Source organism: Dokdonia sp. Hel_I_63 (genome assembly GCF_007827285.1).
GTDB lineage: Bacteria > Bacteroidota > Bacteroidia > Flavobacteriales > Flavobacteriaceae > Dokdonia.
In genome coordinates this window covers 99,314-121,352 of sequence record NZ_VISD01000001.1, presented here as the reverse complement: position 1 = coordinate 121,352, position 22,039 = coordinate 99,314, and the positions used below count along the sequence as shown (strand labels likewise).

The following is a 22,039-nucleotide window of genomic DNA, read 5'->3' as shown; positions in this document are numbered from 1 at the left end:
AATGTTGATATGGAGAATTTAGCGTTAATCGATTCTTTTTCAGAATTCAAGGACGATAAATTAATAGATCGTGTAACCTTAATGGCCATCTTAGAAGAGGTGTTCAGAAGTACGTTAAAGAGACGTTTTGGTAGTGATGATAACTTTGATATTATTATAAATCCTGATAAAGGAGATCTTGAGATCTGGCGTAACCGTGTGGTTGTGGCAGATGGTGAGGTTGAAGATGATAATGAAGAGATTTCATTAACTGATGCTCGCAAGATTGAGGAAGATTTTGAAGTAGGAGAAGATGTTTCTGAGGAGGTAAAGCTTTTTGACTTAGGTCGACGTTCTATTTTGGCATTGCGTCAAAATTTAATTAGCAAGATTCACGAGCATGATAATACTAACATTTACAAGCAGTTTAAAGAGCTTGAAGGTGAGTTGTATACTGCAGAGGTGCATCATATAAGACATAGAGCGATCATTTTACTTGATGATGATGGAAACGAGATTATCTTGCCAAAAGATCGTCAGATTCCTTCAGATTTTTTCCGTAAAGGAGAAAATGTACGTGGAGTAATTGAGAGCGTAGAGTTGAAGGGTAATAAGCCTTCAATTGTTATGTCTCGTACATCCCCATTGTTCTTAGAAAAATTATTTGAGTCTGAAATACCAGAAGTTTTTGATGGTTTAATTACTGTCAAGAATGTTGTGCGTATACCAGGGGAGAAGGCAAAAGTAGCAGTAGACTCTTATGATGATCGTATTGATCCAGTAGGAGCCTGTGTAGGTATGAAGGGTTCTCGTATTCACGGTATTGTACGTGAGTTAGGAAATGAGAATATTGATGTGATAAATTACACAACAAACCTTAACTTGTATATTACTAGAGCTTTAAGCCCTGCGCGTATTACAAGTATTAAGATTAATGAGGAAAATAAAACCGCACAAGCAGTTCTTAAACCTGAAGAGGTTAGTAAGGCTATAGGTCGCGGTGGTCATAACATTCGTTTGGCCGGACAGCTTACTGGATATGAGATTGACGTTTACAGAGAAGGGGTAGAGGAAGACGTTGAGCTTACAGAATTTTCAGATGAGATAGAAGCGTGGGTGATTGAAGCTTTCGCGAAAATTGGTCTTGATACCGCAAGAAGCGTATTAGAGCAAGATGCAGAAGATCTAGTACGTCGTACAGATTTAGAAGAAGAAACAGTTCTTGATGTGATGAGAATCCTTAAGGCAGAATTTGAAGAATAGAGTACCCTACAAGCGGAAGTAAGTAGGTTAAGAATAAAATTTAGAGCAGTTTATGGCAGCAGCAACAATGCGATTAAACAAGGTATTACGAGAAATGAACATTTCTCTTGATCGTGCCGTTGAGTTCCTAGGAACCAAAGGTATCGAGATAGAGGCGCGTCCGACTACGAAAATCACTACGGAGGTTTACGAGGTGCTTTCGGGGGAATTTCAAACGGATGCCAATAAGAAAGTAGCTTCTAAGGAAGTTGCCGAAGCAAAAGAGAAAGAGAAGGAGGCACTGCGCGCCGCTCGAGAAGTTGAGATCGAAGCAAAAGCTGAGGCAAAAGCCGAGGCGCCTAAAAAGCAAGAGGTTGTTAAGGCTAAAGCACAGCTTAGCGGACCAAAGCAAGTGGGTAAAATCGATCTTAGTAAACCAGCAGGAAATATAGCAGACCGTAAGGAAGCTAAAAAAGAAGCTGTAGAAGATGTGAAGCCAGTGGAAGAGGTTAAGCCTGTAAAAGAGGTGAAGACTGAAGACGCGGCTACTCCAAAGGTAGATGTGAAAGAAACTCCAGCTCCTGTGGTCGAAGCAAAGAAGGAAGAGGTTAAATCTGAAATCAAAGCTAAAGCGCCAGAGAAAAAGGAAGCTTCAGTAGCTAAAAAGGAAGAAGCAAAACCTGCGGATTCTAAAGCTAAGAAAGAGGAAAAAGAAGTGCGTTTAGGGGACGAAGTTCTCAAGACGGATTATAAAAAACTTAACGGTCCTAACTTTACAGGGCAGAAGATTGATCTTTCTAAGTTTAAAAAACCTGAGAAAAAATCATCTGCTTCCGACGATAAGAAAAAACGTCGTCGCCGTATTACAAAGCCAGGAACTACTACAGGTGGTTCAAAACCTGGAGGAAATAATACGCGTGGGGGTAATAATTCTCGAGGCGGAAATAACGCTGGTAAAGGTAGAGGTCGTGTTGTCAAAGCAGAGCCTACTGAAGAAGAAGTACAAAAGCAAATTCGTGAGACTCTTGAAAAACTTCAAGGAAAGTCAAGCAAAGGAAAAGGAGCAAAATATCGTCGTGATAAGCGTGATCAACACCGTCAGAAGACAGAAGATGATCAGGCACAGCAGGATATAGAAAGTAAAATCCTTAAAGTAACAGAATTTGTTACGGTAAGTGAGGTTGCTACTATGATGGATGTAGGTGTTACTCAAATTATATCAGCGTGTATGTCACTTGGTATGATGGTGACAATGAACCAGCGTCTTGATGCAGAAACGATTTCTATTGTTGCAGATGAGTTTGGATATACAGTAGAATTTGTAAATGCAGACATCGAGGATTCTATCGAAGAGGTAGTTGACTTGCCAGAAGATCTTGTTGAAAGAGCTCCTATTGTAACTGTAATGGGTCACGTAGATCATGGTAAAACATCTTTACTTGATTACATACGTGAAGAAAACGTTATTGCAGGTGAGAGTGGAGGAATCACACAGCACATTGGTGCTTACGGTGTACAACTTGAAAATGGTAAAAAGGTAGCATTCTTAGATACTCCAGGTCACGAAGCCTTTACGGCAATGCGTGCACGTGGTGCCCAGGTTACTGATATTGCAGTAATCGTAGTTGCAGCAGATGATAGTATAATGCCACAAACTAAAGAGGCAATCTCTCACGCACAAGCAGCGGGAGTGCCTATCGTTTTTGCAATTAACAAGATAGATTTGCCAGCAGCAAATCCAGAGAAAATAAAAGAAGGACTTGCTCAAATGAATCTTCTAGTAGAAGATTGGGGAGGTAAAATACAATCGCAAGAAATTTCTGCAAAGAAAGGAACTGGAGTTAAGGAATTACTTGAAAAAGTATTACTTGAAGCAGAGCTACTTGAGCTTAAGGCAAACCCTAATAGAAATGCAAATGGAACTGTAGTTGAAGCTTTCCTTGACAAAGGACGTGGCTATGTATCTACTATTCTTGTGCAGGCGGGTACGCTTGCGGTAGGTGATTATGTATTAGCCGGTACAACATCTGGAAAGGTGAAGGCAATGCATGATGAGCGCGGTAAGAAAATTAAAAAAGCGGGTCCATCTACTCCGGTTTCAGTGTTAGGACTTGATGGAGCTCCTCAAGCTGGTGACAAGTTTGTTGTGATGTCAGATGAGCGTGAAGCAAAAGATATTGCAACAAAGCGTACGCAATTACAGCGTGAGCAAAACGTGCGTACACAACGTCATATTACACTTGATGAAATAGGTCGTCGTATCGCATTAGGAGACTTTAAGGAGCTTAATATTATCCTTAAAGGGGATGTAGATGGATCAGTTGAGGCTCTTACAGATAGTTTCCAGAAATTATCTACAGAGGAAATCGCTGTAAATATTATTCACAAAGGTGTTGGTGCTATAACGGAAAGTGATGTGCTTCTAGCTTCTGCATCAGATGCAATAATCATTGGGTTTAATGTTCGACCAGCTGGAAATGCTAGACAAGTTGCAGATAAGGAAGAAATCGATATCCGTACATACTCAATTATCTATGACGCGATAAACGATCTTAAAGATGCAATGGAAGGTATGCTTTCTCCAGAGATGAGAGAAGAGATAACTGGTACTGCAGAGATCCGTGAGACATTCAAGATATCTAAAGTGGGTACAATCGCAGGTTGTATGGTTATGAACGGTAAGATCTTTAGAAATTCAAACATCCGTCTTATCCGTGATAGTGTAGTGGTTTATACTGGTACTCTTGCGGCCTTAAAACGATTTAAGGATGACGTTAAGGAAGTATCAAAAGGATATGACTGTGGTATGCAGATTAAGAATTACAACGATATTAAAATTGACGATGTAATCGAAGCATTCCAAGAAGTAGCTGTAAAGAAGAAGCTTAAATAGAATTACAGAATACTTAATTATATAAATCGCTTAGGAGTAATCTTAAGCGATTTTTTTATGCGCTTTCGCGAAAGTGTTACAGGCTAATTATAATGTTGCTTGTGATGTCTGTCGTTATCTCAATTAAGCGTAGTTGTTTGATTGCAATAGTAGGTTTGGTAAGGCTCAGGTTGAGCTCTGTTAGTGAAGTTGTGGTTGATGCGATTAGGGCTTTATGAGCACCTTCTAATGTGTTTTGCTGGAGAGAACTATGTTTTCTAAACTAAGCATAAAAAAACCCTTAAAAACAGTTGTGTTGATAAGGATGTGTAATTGGTGTCGTGATTGATTAGTCGCGACCATCTGGTTTGAAGATGAAAGCGCTTGGAAAGTCTTTCTTAATTTCCATAAGAGCTCTGTCTGCCTCGCGTCTGTTTCTAAAACTTCCTATCCATACTTTATAGTTAGGGGTTTCGTGCTTTATAGACGAAGACCACGTCCCTACACGATTTCTGTATTTTTTTAATGTTGAGCTTGCAGTATTTAAGCTTCCAGAATAGAGTTGTATTTTATATCTATCTGTTAACTTACCTTCTTTTTCAAGACTGCTTTTTAAATCAAGAAGTTCTGTGATTCTTTCATCTTGATTTATAGTAGATTGTGCGGTTTGTGCTTTCGCGAAAGCGAATGAAAACACAGCGGCGGCTAGTGTTAATTGTATGTTTTTAAACGTAATGCCGTTCATAGTTGTTATATTTTTTGTAAAGGTAAAAGTTTAAAACTTAAACAAATTAAAATTATTATTTAGAACTATTATAAATTAATAAGAACCCTTGTAAGGTGTCTTTGAAAATGCCGTTTGTGTAGTATTTTTGCTAACCATTTTGCGTGCGAGATTAACAGGCTCTTAACAACATTATTTGTCTAAAAATCGTGCCATCTTTTTGAAGCTAATTCAATATTAATATGATACAGGTTAAACGCCAAAATTCATTCACAAGAGTCCTTACCCTAGCCGTGGTTGTGATTCTTACACTTTCAAGTTCTCTTTTTGCGCAAGACGCTCCTGTTGCTGATGCTAAGGCTGGTGAAGCTTTATTCAAAGCAAATTGTGCTGCTTGTCATAAACTGTATAAGCCTATGACGGGTCCATTACTTCATCAGGTTTCTGAGAAGTATGACCGTGAGTGGTTGTACAAGTGGATTAAAAATAGTCAGGGTCTTATAAAGTCTGGAGATGCACTTGCGGTAAAAGTGTATGAGGAAAACGGTAATAAAGTGATGAACTCTTTTCCTGCCTTGTCTAATGCAGATATAGATAACATACTCGCTTATACGGATACGCCAAAACCTGAAGCTCCAGCTCCAACTGCTGTAGTAGGAGGTGCGGATGGTAATCAAGGTGGTGGCGTTTCAAATAACTTAATCCTTGCGATTCTTGGATTTGTGCTGTTGCTTCTTATTGCAGTGCTATTTTTGGTAAATAATACGCTTAATAAGTTTGCCTCAGCTCAAGGTATTGAAGTTGCTGAGAGGGAAAAGCGCAAGCCTATCTGGAAAGCATTTGTTGAAAATCAATTCTTAGTGCTTGTTTCTGTAGTCTTCCTTTTGTTAGGTAGTGCATATTTTGCATATGGATGGATGTCTCAAATAGGAGTTGATCAAGGTTATATGCCGGTGCAGCCTATCCATTATTCACACAGAATTCACGCAGGTGAAAATGCAATCGAGTGTAAATATTGTCACTCATCTGCACGTGTCTCCAAGCACTCAGGGATACCTTCATTAAACATCTGTATGAACTGTCATAAGTCTATCGCAGAAGTTGCGGGACCTGAGTCTGAGTTTACATCTGTTACTGAGGATTACTCTAAAGAGTTTTACGATAAAGAAATTCAAAAGCTTTACAAAGCTGTAGGTTGGGATGAGTCAACACAATCTTACACTGGGGAAACTCAAGCTGTAGAGTGGGTTCGTATTCATAACCTTCCAGACTTTGCATACTTTAATCACTCTCAGCACGTAAGTGTTGCAGGCATTGAGTGTCAGAAATGTCACGGTCCTGTAGAGGAGATGGAAGTTATGTATCAACATGCTCCTCTTACAATGGGATGGTGTATTAATTGTCACCGAGAAACAAACGTGAAGATTGAAGGTAATGAGTATTACACAGAGATTCACGAGCAACTTGCAAAGAAGTATGGTGTTGAGAAAGTAACTGCTGCTCAAATGGGTGGTCTAGAATGTGGTAAGTGTCACTACTAGTATAATGCGAGTGCCAGTCACATCATTATAAGATGTGTATGTTAACCGAAACGAATTATCGATCTAAAGAAGATCACAATTAATAAATTAAGTATATGTCATCAAACAAGAAATACTGGAAAAGTGTCGATGAGCTCCAAGGAGACTCATCTATCGAGGCGCTAAGACAGAATGAGTTTGTACAAGAAATTCCGACAGATGAATTTTTAGGTGATAAGGAAACGCTTGAGGCTTCAGAAACTACACGTCGTGATTTCTTGAAGTATGTAGGTTTCTCTACTGCCGCAGCTTCCCTCGCAGCTTGTGAAGGTCCTGTTGTTAAATCTGTTCCTTACGTAGTGCAGCCAGAGCAAATTGTTCCTGGTGTGGCAGACTATTATGCAACAACAATTGCAGATGGTTTTGACTTTGCAAGTGTTCTTGTAAAGACACGTGAAGGTCGCCCTATCAAGATTGAGAATAACGATTTAGCTAAAGGTGGTTTTGGAGCAAATGCTCGTGTTCATGCATCTGTATTAGGAATGTATGATACTAATCGTGCACAATTCCCTACTGCTGCTGGTGAAGAAGTTTCTTGGTCAGATATAGATAAGGGTGTTATAGGCGCACTTCAAGGAGGAAAGAAAGCGGTGTTGCTTACGCAAACATTTGCAAGTCCCTCTACAGATAAACTTATAGAAGAGTTTAAAGCTAAGTTTCCTAATGTATCGCACGTAGCGTACGATGCTGCTGGGGAGCAATTTGCTTTGGATGCTTTTGAAATGAAATACGGTTTCCGTGCATTACCGGATTATGACTTTGCTAAAGCAGATGTTATAGTTGCTGTAGGTGCAGACTTTGTTGGAGATTGGAATGGTGGTGGATATGATTCTGCTTACGGTAAGAAGCGTGTTCCAAAAAATGGAAAGATGTCTAAGCATTTCCAGTTTGAGGCGAACATGTCTCTTTCTGGTGCAAATGCAGATGTACGTGTACCATCTACGCCATCACAACAAAAATTAATAGTACAAGCTCTTGCTGGTGGTTCTGTATCTGGTTTGCCAGAAGGAATAATGACAAAAGTTGCTCAAGCTCGTAAGGCATTACTTGCGGCTGGAGATAGCGGACTTCTTATAACAGGAGTTCAGGATGTGGCAACTCAGAAAATAGCGCTAGATTTTAATGCTGGTAAGTCTGTTATGGACACTGCTAAGCCTAAGATGACTCGCTCTGGAGATGCGCGCAAGATGATGCAGCTTGTAAAAGATATGAATGCTGGGCAAGTAGGAACTCTTATTATGGCGGGTGTAAACCCAGCATATAGTTTACCTAATGCTTCAGAATTTACAGAAGGGCTTAAGAAGGTAGATGTTTCAGTTGCTTGTTCTATAAGAGCAGACGAGACTGCAGCTTTGTCTACACATATAGCTCCTGTGCCACATTACCTAGAATCTTGGGGGGATGTGCAGATTAAAATGGGAGAGGTAAGCCTTCAGCAACCTACGATAAAAGAAATTTTCAATACTCGTCAATTTCAACAAAGTTTGTTGACTTGGATGGGTGAGGATAAAACATATTACGAGTATCTCAAGGATACCATGACTTCGGCTGGACTTCCTTTCAATAAGTCTGTTCAAGCTGGTGTTGTTGAAACTAACGCTTTCGCGAAAGCGGTTACACCTTCAAACACATCGATTACTTCAGATGCTGGATTATCTAGCGCATTACAAGAAGGTACTGGTGATTTTGAATTGACGTTATACACAATGACATCAATGGGTGACGGTACACAGGCAAACAACCCTTGGTTGCAAGAAATGCCTGATCCGTTAACACGTTGTACTTGGGATAACTACTTGACAATGTCTGAGGCAGATGCCAAAGAGAAAGGATTGTGGTTTGATAGAAGTACATTCTTTACAGAAGCACGACACAATGCAAACGGTGGTCTTAACGGTCATTATGCAAATGTTACTGTTAACGGTGTTACCTTAGAGAATGTTCCTGTAATGATTCAGCCAGGTCAGGCTAAAGGGTCTGTGGGTCTTGCAGTAGGATATGGTCGTAAAAATGGAATTCAAGAGGAGATGCAAACGGGTGTAAATGCATTTCCGTTAATGCAGAACTTCCAGACAACTCAAAAGGTATCTATTGAAAAAGTAGGTGGTGTTCATGAATTTGCATCTGTGCAACTTCATAACACATTGATGGGTCGTGGTGATATTGTAAAAGAAACTACGCTCGAAATCTTCAATACAAAAGATAAGCACTCTTGGAATGTAATGCCAGAAGTGAGTAAAGGTCATATAGAATATGAAGTAACTTCACCAGAAGTTGACCTTTGGGATGAATTTGATCGTTCTATTGGGCACCACTTCAATCTTGCTATTGACCTGAATGCGTGTACTGGTTGTGGTGCTTGTGTTATTGCTTGTCATGCAGAGAATAATGTTCCTGTTGTAGGTAAGTCAGAAATACGTCGTAGTCGCGATATGCACTGGTTACGTATTGATAGATATTACTCTTCTGAGGAGACGTTTGAGCTTGATGATACTAAGAAAAACGATTTTAGTGGTTTAGGTGGGGATAAAGGTTCTCTTGGAGGATTTGGTGAGCTAGAAGATCCAGCGGCAAACCCGCAGGTCGCTTTCCAGCCTATCATGTGCCAGCACTGTAACCACGCACCATGTGAAACAGTTTGTCCAGTTGCAGCATCTGCACACGGTAAGCAAGGTCAAAACCATATGACGTACAACCGTTGTGTAGGTACTAGATATTGTGCAAATAACTGTCCATATAAAGTACGTCGTTTTAACTGGTTCCTATATAACGGGAATGATGAGTTTGATTACCACATGAATAACGACCTTGGTCGTATGGTAATTAACCCAGACGTAACAGTTCGTTCACGAGGAGTTATGGAGAAATGTTCTATGTGTATTCAAATGACACAGAAGACTATTCTTGATGCAAAGCGTGATGGACGTAAAGTAAAAGACGGAGAGTTTGCTACAGCTTGCTCTAACGCTTGTACAAGTGGAGCTCTTGCCTTTGGAGATATAAACGATAAGGAAAGTGAAATTGAAACGCTTAGAACAGATGATCGTATGTATCACTTGCTTGAGCATGTAGGAACAAAACCTAATGTATTTTACCAGACAATGGTACGTAATACAGAAGAAGCATAAAAACAACTAATCTAAAGACTAATTATATAGGATTATGGCGCATTACGAAGCACCTATACGAAGACCACTAGTTACCGGAGATAAAACTTATCACGATGTAACTTTAGATATAGTCGCTCCTGTTGAAGGACGAGCTAATAAATCATGGTGGATCGTATTCTCTATCGCACTTGTTGCTTTCTTATGGGGAATAGGCTGTATTATCTATACTGTAACAAACGGTATTGGTAGTTGGGGTCTAAACAAAACCGTAGGATGGGCTTGGGATATTACCAACTTTGTATGGTGGGTAGGAATCGGGCACGCAGGAACATTGATATCTGCGGTACTATTATTATTCCGTCAGAAGTGGCGTATGGCAATTAACCGCTCGGCAGAGGCGATGACTATCTTCTCTGTAGTTCAAGCTGGTTTATTTCCTATTATCCACATGGGCCGTCCATGGCTAGCGTATTGGGTACTTCCTATACCTAATCAATTTGGTTCTCTATGGGTAAACTTTAACTCACCGCTACTATGGGATGTATTTGCAATTTCTACATATCTTTCTGTATCACTGGTGTTTTGGTGGACTGGATTGCTTCCTGATTTTGCGATGATACGTGATAGAGCTGTAAAGCCTTTCCAAAAGAAGATTTATAGTCTACTTGCCTTTGGTTGGTCTGGTAGAGCAAAAGATTGGCAGCGTTTTGAAGAAGTGTCTTTGGTACTTGCAGGTCTAGCAACACCATTAGTACTTTCGGTACACACGATTGTATCTTTTGACTTTGCGACATCGGTAATACCTGGGTGGCACACCACGATTTTCCCTCCTTACTTTGTTGCAGGAGCGGTTTTCTCAGGGTTTGCCATGGTAAATACACTTCTTATTATAATGCGTAAAGTTGTAAGTCTTGAAGCTTACATTACTGTTCAACATATTGAGCTTATGAACATCGTAATTATGATTACGGGTTCTATAGTAGGTGTTGCTTATATTACAGAGTTGTTTATGGCTTGGTATTCTGGTGTAGAATATGAGCAGTATGCATTCTTAAACAGGGCTACTGGTCCTTATGCATGGTCTTATTGGGCAATGATGACATGTAATGTGTTTTCTCCACAGTTTATGTGGTTTCCTAAGTTGAGAAGATCAATAATGTTTTCTTTTATTATTTCTATTGTAGTAAATATAGGAATGTGGTTTGAGCGTTTCGTGATTATTGTAACTTCACTTCACCGTGATTATTTACCTTCATCATGGACAATGTTCTCACCTACATTTGTAGATATAGGTATCTTTATAGGTACTATAGGTTTCTTCTTTGTATTGTTCTTATTATATGCCCGTACATTCCCGGTGATTGCACAAGCAGAAGTAAAAACAATCATGAAGTCTTCTGGAGAGCGTTACAAGAAATTACGTGAGTCAGGACAATCATTAGTAGGTACAGGAGCAGATCCTCGTACATCTGGTGGGCCTGTAAAAATTAATCTTGATGGTGCATATATTGCAAAACCTCAGGAGGTCTCTGAAGGGGAAACTATAATAGCTGAGGATAATCATGGTGCTGTATCGTTAACCGATCGCTTGGGATCATTTGACGCTGCAACACAAAAAGCAGATGATCTAAAGGTTATTAACGGCATTGGTCCAAAGATGGAAGAGAAACTTAATGTTCTAGGCATTTACACGTACGAGCAGGTAAGTAGAATGACATCTAGTGAGTATTCGTTACTTGATAATCTAACTGGATCATTTCCTGGTCGTGCAGAGCGCGATGACTGGGCTGGTCAAGCTAACAATCTTAAATAATTAAGTATGGCATCTACAGTTATACACGCAATATATACAGATGACGACATTCTTATGAATGCTGTTAAAGAGGTAAAGAAGAAGCATCTTCATATTAATGATATATTTACCCCTTTCCCTGTACACGGACTTGACAAGGCCATGGGTCTTGCCCCTACTCGTCTTGCAATTACAGCATTTCTTTATGGATGTGTTGGTATTACAGTGGCGACATTAATGATGAACTTCATAATGATTGAAGATTGGCCGCAGAATATTGGTGGTAAACCTTCTTTTAGTTACATAGAAAACATGCCTGCTTTTGTGCCTATCATGTTTGAACTTACAGTGTTTTTTGCTGCTCACTTGATGGTTATAACTTTCTACTTAAGAAGTAGATTGTGGCCATTTAAGAAGGCTGAAAATCCAGATGTACGTACAACAGATGATCATTTCCTTATGGAAATAGACGCAACTGGTAAGGATGGAGAGGAGCTCGCAAACTTTTTAGTTACAACTGGAGCTGTAGAAATTAATTTAATTGCAAACGAAGCATAAGCCAACGCAATGAAGAATATATCTAAAATAGCTATTTTATTAATTGCCTTTGCAAGTGTTATCTCTTGCCAAGATGATAATAAACCTAACTATCAGTATATGCCTAATATGTATGAGTCCGTAGGTTACGAGACTTATGGTAAATATGAGGTTTTTCCTGATGGTTATGAAGCACTTGAACCTGCAGAAGGATCTGTTATGAGAGGTTGGATGCCTTATGATTTTGAAAATACTCCAGAAGGTAAAGCTTCCGCAAAAGCTGATTTGAAAAATCCGCTTCCACTTACAGAAGACAATTATGTAAAGGGTAACGAACTGTATAATATTTACTGTTCAATCTGTCACGGTGTAAAAGGTGATGGTAAGGGTAATCTTGCGAAACGCGAGAAAATACTAGGTGTACCTGCCTATAACGATGCCGGTAGAGCTATTACTGAAGGCAGTGTATATCACGTAATGTACTATGGTATTAACTCTATGGGGTCTTATGCTTCTCAAATGACTGAAGACGAGCTTTGGATGGTTGATCACTATGTAATGGGGCTTAAAGATGCACTAGATGGTAAGCCGCAGAGAGAGTTTACTGCTTCCGAAATCATTTCGGAGATGACTGAAGGTAAGATTGACACTGATTTAAACGAGGGCGCAGTCGATGCTATTCCAGGTCCAGAATCTGAGCCAATGAATGCTCAAGGTAACGAACAAAACTAATTAACGGAACAACCGATATTTAAGATATGTATACATTATCTAAGAACTTAAAATTATCAGCTATCATTTTTATGGTAGTAGGGGCGTTACTATTTGCAGTTGATGCAATGTTTATGCCTTCTTCAATATCAGATATTGAAGCTATGCATGCTGGTGATGATCACGGCACTGGTCATGAAGTAGCAGAAGTAAATGATTCACACGGATCTATTGCCACAGCAAAGGGTCACAGTGAAGATCATGCAGTTGCTAGTCATCAAGCCGAAGAGGGTCATGCTATGAGCGAAGCAGAACACAACCAACATCTTTTGGATGGATATAAAAATAAGCCATGGTCTGCAGTATATGTTGCAGCATTCTTCTTCTTTATGATATCATTAGGGTGTCTAGCGTTTTATGCCGTGCAATATGCAGCTCAAGCTGGATGGTCACCTTTATTATTAAGGGTAATGGAGGCAATAACGGGATATCTACTACCTGGGAGTATTATTATGTTGATTTTGTTAGCCCTTTCTGGTTTTCATTTTAATCATATTTTTCATTGGATGGCAGATGGAATAACGGATCCAACGAGTGAGAACTATGATAAGTTAATCGCAGGAAAGGCAGATTGGTTAAATGTTCCATGGTTATTGATTAGAGCCGTAATATTTATAGCGGGTTGGAATGTATATAGATTTTTTGCTGTTAAATTTTCTAAAGAGCAAGACGAGGCTACCGATAATAGATCGCACAAGAAATCGTTTAAACTTGCTGCAGCATTCTTGGTATTCTTTTTGTACACTGAGTCTATGATGTCTTGGGATTGGATTATGTCAATCGATCCGCACTGGTTTAGTACTTTATTTGGATGGTACGTGCTTGCAGGTATGATGGTTTGTGGTATCACAACAATCGCCCTAATAACTATGATTCTTAAAGGGGCGGGTTATTTACAAAATGTAAATGATAGTCATATACATGACTTAGCAAAGTTTATGTTTGGATTTAGTATTTTTTGGACTTATTTATGGTTCTCTCAGTTCATGCTTATTTGGTATTCAAATATTCCAGAAGAGGTGACATACTATATCCAACGTATAGAAGACTATAATTTGCCTTTCTTTGGAATGCTTATAATGAACTTCTTATTCCCTTTATTAATACTGATGAACAGTGATTTTAAACGTGTGAATTGGTTTGTCGTTATGGCTGGAATTGTTATATTATTAGGCCATTATGTAGATATTTTCAATATGGTTATGCCAGGAACTGTAGGTCAGGCATGGTCGTTTGGATTTGTAGAGTTGGGATCTCTTATGTTCTTCTTTGGTTTGTTTGTATTGATTGTATTTACATCACTTACAAAACGTCCATTAGAGCCTAAGCGTAATCCACTTATTGAAGAAAGTAAACACTTTCATTATTAGAATATAGATATAAAGAAGTTAGAAAGCAATGACAGGTTTATTAGCACTCATCGTAGTAATTCTATTTGTAGTCACGCTTTGGCAGATGTCAAAGATCTTTAAACTATCACAGTTTAATAAGAAAACCAATAGCGAGACAGCTCAGGTAGCTGACGACAAAGACAACCGCATCAATGGAAAGTTGATGCTATGGTTTGCGATTGTCTTTTATTTCATAATGGCGTACTGTTTTATTAATTACAGTAAATTTTATTTACCGGAAGCATCATCAGAACATGGTGCGGATTATGATAATTTGTTATTTATCTCACTAGCCCTTATTATGTTTGTGCAGGTTATAACTCAAGCATTATTGCATTACTTTGCTTATAAGTACAGTGGGAAGAAAGGCCAGAAAGCTCTTTTTTATGCAGATAATGACAAATTAGAATTTATCTGGACAATTATTCCAGTAATTGTTTTAGCAGGTTTAATTATCTATGGACTTTTCACTTGGTCTGATATTATGAACTTTGATGAGGACGAGGATGCCATAGTAGTGGAGCTATATGCAAAACGTTTTGGATGGCAAGCTAGATATGCAGGAGAAGATAATATTTTAGGTAATGCCAATGTAAGGTTCATTGAAGGTGCAAACACCGTCGGGGTGGATGAGAGTGATGTAGATGCAATGGATGATAAAATCACTACTGAATTACACCTTCCTGTAGGACGTCAAGTGATTTTTAAACTACGTTCTCAAGACGTTCTTCACTCGGCATATATGCCACACTTTAGAGCGCAGATGAACGTAGTGCCAGGAATGATTACTCAGTTTTCATTCACTCCCTCAAAGACTACTTCAGAAATCCGTGATACGGATTATATGAAGGACAAAATGGCTACTATTAAGGAAATTAGAAAAGAAAAGAATAAGGTTTCTATTGCTGCTGGAGACGGTCCAATAGATGCATACGACGAATTTGACTATTACTTGCTATGTAATAAGATTTGTGGAGCTTCGCATTATAATATGCAGATGAAGATTGTTGTTGAGACCCAAGAAGAGTATGATGCTTGGATAGCAGAACAAAAAACATTTGGTAGTTCTATTGCAGCGGCTCAAGAGTAAAAAAAAGAAAAAGAAAAATTAACTAAAGAATCAAGGTATGGCAGCACACGCACCAACAGCAGATCATGGTCATGACGATCACGAGCACCACCACGAGCAAACATTTGTAACGAAATATATCTTTAGTACAGATCACAAGATGATCTCAAAGCAGTACTTAATTACTGGTTTGATAATGGGTATTATCGGTATTGGAATGTCATTGATATTCCGTCTACAACTTGCTTGGCCAGATCACCAATTCACTATCTATGAAGTACTCTTAGGAGACTGGGGTAAGGATGGTGTTATGGATCCAAATATTTATTTAGCACTAATTACGATACACGGAACCATCATGGTGTTCTTTGTACTTACTGCTGGTTTGAGTGGTACATTTAGTAACTTATTAATTCCACTTCAAATTGGGGCTCGAGATATGGCTTCTGGATTTTTGAATATGGTTTCTTATTGGTTGTTTTTCATCTCATCAGTAATTATGGTTCTTTCTCTATTTGTAGAGTCTGGTCCAGCAGCTGCAGGATGGACAATTTACCCTCCATTATCTGCGTTACCTAACAGTATTCCTGCTTCGGGCATGGGTATGACATTGTGGTTAGTATCAATGGCTATTTTCATTGCTTCGTCACTATTAGGATCTTTAAATTATGTAGTAACCGTAATTAATCTACGTACTAAGGGTATGTCTATGACTAGACTTCCTCTTACAATCTGGGCATTCTTCGTAACTGCAATCATTGGTGTTGTTTCATTCCCAGTATTACTTTCTGCGGCATTAATGCTTATTATGGACAGAAGTTTTGGAACATCATTCTTCTTATCTGATATTTATATAGGTGGAGAGGTATTACATAATTCTGGAGGTTCGCCTGTATTATTTGAGCACCTTTTCTGGTTCTTAGGTCACCCAGAAGTATATATAGTATTACTACCGGCATTAGGAATATCGTCTGAGATTATATCAACTAACTCGCGTAAGCCTATTTTTGGTTATCGTGCGATGATTGCTTCTATTCTTGCGATAGCATTCTTGTCTACCATCGTATGGGGTCACCACATGTTTATCTCGGGAATGAACCCATTCTTAGGATCGGTATTTACATTTACAACATTGCTTATTGCGATTCCATCTGCAGTAAAAGCATTTAACTATATAACCACTTTATGGAAAGGTAATCTCCAGTTCAACCCTGGGATGTTATTTTCTATAGGTCTTGTATCTACTTTTATCTCTGGTGGACTTACAGGGATTATTCTTGGAGATTCTACATTAGATATTAACGTTCACGATACGTACTTTGTAGTAGCTCACTTTCACTTGGTGATGGGTATATCTGCGCTTTATGGATTGTTTGCGGGAGTATACCACTGGTTCCCAAAAATGTTTGAAGGTAAGATGATGAACAAGAACTTAGGTTACGTTCACTTCTGGATTACAGTTATAGGAGCGTACGGTATTTTCTTCCCTATGCACTTCATCGGAATGGCGGGATTACCTAGACGTTACTACACGAACTCTGCTTTCCCATATTTTGATGATTTACTAGACGTAAATAAGGCTATAAGTATTTTTGCATTCATAACTGCAGGAGCACAATTAGTATTCTTATATAACTTTATCCATTCTATGTTCTATGGAAAAGTAGGAGCGCAAAACCCTTGGAAGTCTAACACGTTAGAGTGGACTACGGGACATAAGCATATCCACGGTAACTGGGCTGGAGCAATTCCAGAGGTACAACGTTGGCCATATGATTATTCTAAATTGAATAAAGATGGTTCAGATTACGTAATACCTGGTCAAGATTTTATCCCACAGACCATGCCTCTTCAACCTAATGAAGAAGAAATGAATCACTAGATTATAATATTTAGTTTTAAAAACCCACTCTATTGAGTGGGTTTTTTGTTGTTACGCTTTCGCGAAAGCGGACTAATACAATGGAAAATTTTGTGAGTGCTCATTGTTATGTATTCATCATGACCCAACGATATTCCTTATCTTTGATTGAAAGCACCGCTACGTATGAATGAACATTTAGACCCCACAAATGAAGGTTTTTCTAGAGAAGATGTAGATGTCGAAAAGGCATTGAGACCTCTGTCTTTTGATGACTTTGCAGGACAAGATCAGGTGCTGGAAAATCTTAAGATATTTGTTCAAGCTGCAAATCTTAGAGGTGAGGCGCTAGATCATACATTGTTTCATGGTCCTCCAGGTTTAGGTAAAACAACCCTTGCAAATATTCTTGCCAATGAACTTGATGTAAATATCAAGATTACATCAGGTCCTGTACTAGACAAGCCAGGAGATCTTGCGGGTTTACTTACCAATCTTGATGAGAGAGATGTGCTTTTCATTGATGAGATACATAGATTGAGTCCCATAGTAGAAGAGTATCTATACTCAGCTATGGAGGATTATCGTATCGACATTATGATCGAGACCGGTCCTAATGCTCGAAGCGTACAGATCGATCTTGCTCCATTTACATTAGTGGGTGCAACAACTCGTTCTGGACTACTTACAGCGCCTATGCGAGCACGTTTTGGTATCTCAAGTAGATTACAATATTACACTACGGAACTGCTTACTACTATCGTTGAGCGTAGTTCGAGCATATTAGGGGTGCCTATCTCCATGGAAGCCGCTGTTGAGATTGCAGGAAGGAGTAGAGGAACTCCTCGTATTGCAAATGCGTTGTTGAGACGTGTGCGCGATTTTGCTCAGATCAAGGGTAATGGAAGTATAGATATTGCTATTGCAAAATACAGTCTTGAGGCATTAAATGTAGATGCACACGGACTTGATGAGATGGATAATAAAATACTTGCGACCATTATAGATAAGTTTAAGGGTGGTCCTGTGGGGATTACTACACTTGCAACTGCCGTATCTGAGAGTGCAGAGACTATTGAGGAAGTCTACGAGCCATTCCTAATACAACAGGGTTTTATAATGCGTACACCTAGAGGTAGAGAAGTGACCGAAGAAGCTTATAGGCATTTAGGTCGTGTAAAAGGGCCTGTGCAAGGCGGACTGTTTTAATTTTTACTGTGAAGTTGGCAATTATAAAAGTGGAATGATTCATGTTTTTTGAAAGCCTGGGTTATCTTAATATCATGCAAGCCCTATCTTTATAATTGATCTTATAAAACATTATATGCCAGATAAAATTCCAGCAGTATCCGTGTTTAAATTTCTTGCAAATGCAGGAAGTATCCTCAAAAACCCTCTGCCTTTTCATAAAGAAAACTTTGAGTCAAAAGGTGATACTTTTAAACTAAAGCTTGGTTTTGGTAATGATGTCGTCTTTTCAAGAGATCCGGAATTTGCCAAATATGCACTTCAGAAAAATCAGCGGAATTATAGTAAATCACCTATCCAAACTAAAGACTTAGCAAAATATGTTGGGGAAGGTCTGCTTACGGCAGAAGGTGACCACTGGAAAAAACAACGTAAACTCATACAGCCAGCCTTTCATAAAAAGCAACTAGCTCAATTACTTGATGCAATGCATGAGGTAATTAAAGAAGAGCTATTGCGTATTGAAACGCATAAGCCTTTTGATGTATTTGAAGTTTTTAATGATCTTGCATTTATGACTGTCGTTAAGGCATTGTTTAAAACAGATGTAGATCGAGATAAAATTAATAGATTGCAGCACATCACAGAGCAGGCACAAAAGATGCTTGTAAAAGAACTGCGCCAGCCATTTAAGGCATGGTATTTTAAATATGGTGGTGCTATAGATAAGCATCTTGCTCTTACAAAAGAGGCGAGGGTGATTCTAAAGGAACTCGTAAAAGAGCGCAAAGACAGCGGTGACAAGCCAGGTGATTTACTTGATATGCTGCTAGATTCTCAATATGAAGATGGTGGGTTTATGGACAATAAACAGCTTATTGATGAAATTCTCATTTTATTTTCGGCGGGTCATGAGACTACCTCAAATGCACTAACTTTTACAGCAGAGCTGCTTGCTAGAAATCCTATCTGGCAAGATAAAATTTATGAAGAATACGCTTTCGCGAAAGCGAACTCCACAAACCTTAATGAGTTTTTAAGACATTGTACCATTACCAAGCAAGTGCTGGAGGAAACCATGCGTATGTATCCACCGGCATATTTTATAGATCGAGTGAATATTGAAGATGATGATCATAACGGAATGGAGGTTCCTGCAGGTTCTAACTTATTGTTTTCTGTGATAGAGATACATAAGCATAAGGACTTTTGGGAACGAGCAGATCAATTTGATCCTACGAGGTTTGATGATAACGCAGGGATGAAACATCCGGCATATTTTCCTTTTGGCGCAGGACCTAGAATGTGTATAGGGAATAATTTTGCAATGTATGAAATGATCTTAGCTATTACAGAAATGGTTAGTATGTATAAGATTACCCCAAAAAACACACCTATTGAAATTTTACCGCTTATTACCTTAAAGCCTAAAAATGCGTTGCTAGAATTTATACCAAGATAGTAATGATTGAAAATCAAGTAAAACATACCGCCTTCATTAAAGCCGAAGCCACTCGCCTGGGTTTTATGTCTTGTGGTATAAGTAAAGCTGGTTTTCTAGAAGAGGAGGCACCTCGCCTTGAGTCATGGCTTAAGCAAAATATGAATGGCGAGATGCAGTATATGGAGAACTATTTCGATATGCGTCTGGACCCAACTAAGCTTGTGGAGGGCTCAAAAAGTGTTATTTCTTTATTGCTTAATTATTATCCTCACGAAGTTCAAAATGAGGATTCGTACAAGATATCTAAGTATGCTTATGGTCGCGATTATCACTTTGTGATAAAGGATAAGCTCAAAGAATTTTTACATAACATTCAAGAGGAAATAGGAGATGTGCACGGGCGTGCCTTTGTAGATAGCGCTCCAGTGCTTGATAAAGCATGGGCAAAGAAGAGTGGACTTGGCTGGATAGGTAAACACAGCAATCTACTTTCTAAGAAAGCTGGTTCTTTCTACTTCATAGCAGAATTAGTGATTGATCTAGATCTGGAATATGACACACCTGTAACAGATCACTGTGGTAGTTGTACAGCGTGCATAGACGCATGTCCTACAGGTGCTATTGTAGAGCCTTATAAGGTAGATGGTAGTAAATGTATAAGTTACTTTACGATTGAGTTAAAAAATCAAATTCCTGACTATGCAAAGCCACATCTAGACGACTGGATGTTTGGTTGTGACGTGTGTCAAGATGTATGTCCTTGGAATCGTTTTTCAAAAGCACATAGTGAGCCGCTTTTCGACCCTCATCCAGAATTGCTTTCCAATTCAAAAAAGCAGTGGGAAGAAATCACGCAAGAGGTATTTTCAGAAATCTTTAGAAAATCTGCAGTAAAACGAACCAAGTTTTCAGGCCTTCAACGTAATATTGATGCGCTTAAACGGTCATAATCTGAAAATTTCCTGTTTTACGAAAACGTTATAGTATCATAATTTGAAATTCTCGGGGGATATTTTAAAAATTATTACGGATATTACTGTCGCTACACAGCAATAATCACGCACAATCTTATGAATAAAATACTAAGCTCCATTAAAAAGCCTAACCTCTCGTTCTGGCAAATTTTTAATATGAACGTTGGTTTCTTAGGAATTCAATTTTCCTTTGGACTTCAACAAACAGCTATAAATCCAATATTCTTATATCTTGGAGCTGCCGAAGATTTGTTGCCTATTCTTAATATTGCTGGTCCTATTACAGGATTAATTGTGCAACCTATTATAGGTGCTATAAGTGACAAAACGTGGTCGCCAAAGTTTGGAAGAAGGAAACCATTTTTCTTGATAGGCGCTCTTATAGGTAGTATCTGTCTTTTTGCATTCCCATTTAGTCCAGTGTTGTGGGTAGCGGTTGCATTGCTTTGGATACTTGATATAGGGAACAACATGGCTATGGAGCCGTATAGAGCACTAGTAGGAGATAAGTTGCCGCAAAAGCAACTAAGCCTTGGTTACCAAATGCAAAGTCTTTTTGTAGGTGCGGGAACAGTGATTGCGATGCTATCTATTATATACTTTCAAGAGATTTTTGGAGTGGCAGAAGAAATTGTAGGAAGTATACCCCAATGGTTATACTACTCATTTTTTATAGGAGCGATATTATCTATCACGACCATATTATGGTCTGTTAGTAAGACTAAAGAAATACCACCTTCTGAAGGGGAGATGGTGCAAATCAAGGAATTTAGAGGACTATCATTTATAGAAAAATTTAAACATCCATTTGTGGAGATTGCTCAAACCGTAAAAACAATGCCTCCATTTATGTGGAAGGTGGCAGGTGTGTATCTATTTCAATGGTATGCACTGTTTGTGTATTGGCAATTTAATGTTCCTATGTTTAGAGATACATTAAATTTCACTATTGGAGAAGCAGCATCACAATCGGCTAAGATGAGTTTGACCTATAATTCGGTTACAATGATTGTTGCACTAGTTCTTGTGCCACTAACCTTGAAGTACGGCGGTAAGAAAATTTATGCAGCAAGTTTATTAGGTACGGCAATCGCTATGTTTACAATCCCGTATATAAATGACGCAAATTTAGTATTGGTACCTATGATTCTTTTTGGAATAGGTTGGGCTGCAATGATGGGAATTCCATACACAATGGTCTCTAAGATTGTACCTCAAACTAAACGAGGTATTTATATGGGTATTTTAAATATGATGATAGTAATACCTATGGCAATTGAGACTGTAACCTTTGGACCTATTTACAAATATTTGCTAGGAGGAAATGCTATAAATGCAATACTATTTGCAGGTGTATTTTTCTTAATATCGGCTATTTTGGCATTAAGGTTAACGCCAAAGCAAGCACAAGAAGTTTATGATCAGCCATGATAATCGACTCTTGAAGCATTAGAAATGTATTAAGTACTAATAAGTAATTAGTATCTTAGTGAGATAGTAGTTAG

15 protein-coding genes are annotated in these 22,039 nt (G+C 38.7%); 14 read left to right on the top strand and 1 reads right to left on the bottom strand.

From position 1 onward, the window contains the following. Positions 1 to 9: 9 nt before the first annotated feature. Together nusA and infB are read left to right on the top strand one after the other, a co-directional pair. Positions 10 to 1,242: a transcription termination factor NusA gene (gene nusA, locus JM84_RS00510; RefSeq protein ID WP_013751043.1), complete on the top strand. Its 1,233-nt coding sequence runs from the start codon at positions 10 to 12 to the stop codon at positions 1,240 to 1,242. Positions 1,243 to 1,294: 52 nt separating this feature from the next. Continuing rightward, complete coding sequence (gene infB, locus JM84_RS00505; RefSeq protein WP_013751044.1) at positions 1,295 to 4,114, top strand: translation initiation factor IF-2; 2,820 nt, start codon at positions 1,295 to 1,297, stop codon at positions 4,112 to 4,114. A 328-nt stretch (positions 4,115 to 4,442) separates the two neighbouring features. Here the strand turns inward: infB and JM84_RS00500 are convergent, their stop codons facing one another. Continuing rightward, complete coding sequence (locus JM84_RS00500) at positions 4,443 to 4,838, bottom strand: SPOR domain-containing protein (RefSeq protein WP_013751045.1); 396 nt, start codon at positions 4,836 to 4,838, stop codon at positions 4,443 to 4,445. Between the two features lie 221 nt (positions 4,839 to 5,059). On the opposite strand from JM84_RS00500, the gene JM84_RS00495 reads away from it, so the two are divergent. From JM84_RS00495 to JM84_RS00440, 12 genes are all read left to right on the top strand, one after another. Then, the gene (locus JM84_RS00495; protein WP_013751046.1) at positions 5,060 to 6,358 is read left to right on the top strand and encodes a c-type cytochrome; all 1,299 of its coding nucleotides are present in this window, start codon (positions 5,060 to 5,062) and stop codon (positions 6,356 to 6,358) included. A 95-nt stretch (positions 6,359 to 6,453) separates the two neighbouring features. Further along, positions 6,454 to 9,525 (top strand): TAT-variant-translocated molybdopterin oxidoreductase, encoded by a 3,072-nt coding sequence (locus JM84_RS00490; protein WP_144782271.1) that lies wholly within the window; start codon positions 6,454 to 6,456, stop codon positions 9,523 to 9,525. A 31-nt stretch (positions 9,526 to 9,556) separates the two neighbouring features. Then, complete coding sequence (gene nrfD / locus JM84_RS00485; protein ID WP_083811793.1) at positions 9,557 to 11,320, top strand: NrfD/PsrC family molybdoenzyme membrane anchor subunit; 1,764 nt, start codon at positions 9,557 to 9,559, stop codon at positions 11,318 to 11,320. Between the two features lie 6 nt (positions 11,321 to 11,326). After that, complete coding sequence (locus JM84_RS00480) at positions 11,327 to 11,857, top strand: DUF3341 domain-containing protein (protein WP_013751049.1); 531 nt, start codon at positions 11,327 to 11,329, stop codon at positions 11,855 to 11,857. Positions 11,858 to 11,866: 9 nt separating this feature from the next. Then, positions 11,867 to 12,568 (top strand): c-type cytochrome, encoded by a 702-nt coding sequence (locus JM84_RS00475; protein ID WP_013751050.1) that lies wholly within the window; start codon positions 11,867 to 11,869, stop codon positions 12,566 to 12,568. 26 nt (positions 12,569 to 12,594) lie between these two features. Further along, the gene (locus JM84_RS00470; protein WP_144782269.1) at positions 12,595 to 13,977 is read left to right on the top strand and encodes a quinol:cytochrome C oxidoreductase; all 1,383 of its coding nucleotides are present in this window, start codon (positions 12,595 to 12,597) and stop codon (positions 13,975 to 13,977) included. A gap of 28 nt (positions 13,978 to 14,005) precedes the next feature. Next, entirely contained in the window at positions 14,006 to 15,088 is a 1,083-nt protein-coding gene (locus tag JM84_RS00465) for a cytochrome c oxidase subunit II (RefSeq protein ID WP_013751052.1), read from the top strand. A 37-nt stretch (positions 15,089 to 15,125) separates the two neighbouring features. Next, positions 15,126 to 16,949: a cbb3-type cytochrome c oxidase subunit I gene (locus JM84_RS00460; protein WP_013751053.1), complete on the top strand. Its 1,824-nt coding sequence runs from the start codon at positions 15,126 to 15,128 to the stop codon at positions 16,947 to 16,949. Between the two features lie 165 nt (positions 16,950 to 17,114). After that, positions 17,115 to 18,137, top strand: coding sequence for a Holliday junction branch migration DNA helicase RuvB (gene ruvB / locus JM84_RS00455; RefSeq protein ID WP_013751054.1), 1,023 nt, complete (start codon positions 17,115 to 17,117; stop codon positions 18,135 to 18,137). Positions 18,138 to 18,252: 115 nt separating this feature from the next. Further along, on the top strand, positions 18,253 to 19,578 hold the full coding sequence (locus JM84_RS00450; RefSeq protein WP_013751055.1) for a cytochrome P450: 1,326 nt from the start codon (positions 18,253 to 18,255) through the stop codon (positions 19,576 to 19,578). A 2-nt stretch (positions 19,579 to 19,580) separates the two neighbouring features. After that, positions 19,581 to 20,510: a tRNA epoxyqueuosine(34) reductase QueG gene (gene queG / locus JM84_RS00445; RefSeq protein ID WP_013751056.1), complete on the top strand. Its 930-nt coding sequence runs from the start codon at positions 19,581 to 19,583 to the stop codon at positions 20,508 to 20,510. A 120-nt stretch (positions 20,511 to 20,630) separates the two neighbouring features. After that, a complete protein-coding gene (locus JM84_RS00440; RefSeq protein ID WP_013751057.1) occupies positions 20,631 to 21,965 on the top strand; it encodes an MFS transporter in 1,335 nt (444 codons plus the stop codon). The last annotated feature ends 74 nt before the right edge of the window (positions 21,966 to 22,039 follow it).

Coding starts and splice junctions, on each gene's coding strand:
- nusA (WP_013751043.1), top strand. CDS start 10: ATGGAGAATTTAGCGTTAATCGATTCTTTTTCAGAATTCAAGGACGAT.
- infB (WP_013751044.1), top strand. CDS start 1,295: ATGGCAGCAGCAACAATGCGATTAAACAAGGTATTACGAGAAATGAAC.
- JM84_RS00500 (WP_013751045.1), bottom strand. CDS start 4,838: ATGAACGGCATTACGTTTAAAAACATACAATTAACACTAGCCGCCGCT.
- JM84_RS00495 (WP_013751046.1), top strand. CDS start 5,060: ATGATACAGGTTAAACGCCAAAATTCATTCACAAGAGTCCTTACCCTA.
- JM84_RS00490 (WP_144782271.1), top strand. CDS start 6,454: ATGTCATCAAACAAGAAATACTGGAAAAGTGTCGATGAGCTCCAAGGA.
- JM84_RS00480 (WP_013751049.1), top strand. CDS start 11,327: ATGGCATCTACAGTTATACACGCAATATATACAGATGACGACATTCTT.
- JM84_RS00475 (WP_013751050.1), top strand. CDS start 11,867: ATGAAGAATATATCTAAAATAGCTATTTTATTAATTGCCTTTGCAAGT.
- JM84_RS00470 (WP_144782269.1), top strand. CDS start 12,595: ATGTATACATTATCTAAGAACTTAAAATTATCAGCTATCATTTTTATG.
- JM84_RS00465 (WP_013751052.1), top strand. CDS start 14,006: ATGACAGGTTTATTAGCACTCATCGTAGTAATTCTATTTGTAGTCACG.
- JM84_RS00460 (WP_013751053.1), top strand. CDS start 15,126: ATGGCAGCACACGCACCAACAGCAGATCATGGTCATGACGATCACGAG.
- ruvB (WP_013751054.1), top strand. CDS start 17,115: ATGAATGAACATTTAGACCCCACAAATGAAGGTTTTTCTAGAGAAGAT.
- JM84_RS00450 (WP_013751055.1), top strand. CDS start 18,253: ATGCCAGATAAAATTCCAGCAGTATCCGTGTTTAAATTTCTTGCAAAT.
- queG (WP_013751056.1), top strand. CDS start 19,581: ATGATTGAAAATCAAGTAAAACATACCGCCTTCATTAAAGCCGAAGCC.
- JM84_RS00440 (WP_013751057.1), top strand. CDS start 20,631: ATGAATAAAATACTAAGCTCCATTAAAAAGCCTAACCTCTCGTTCTGG.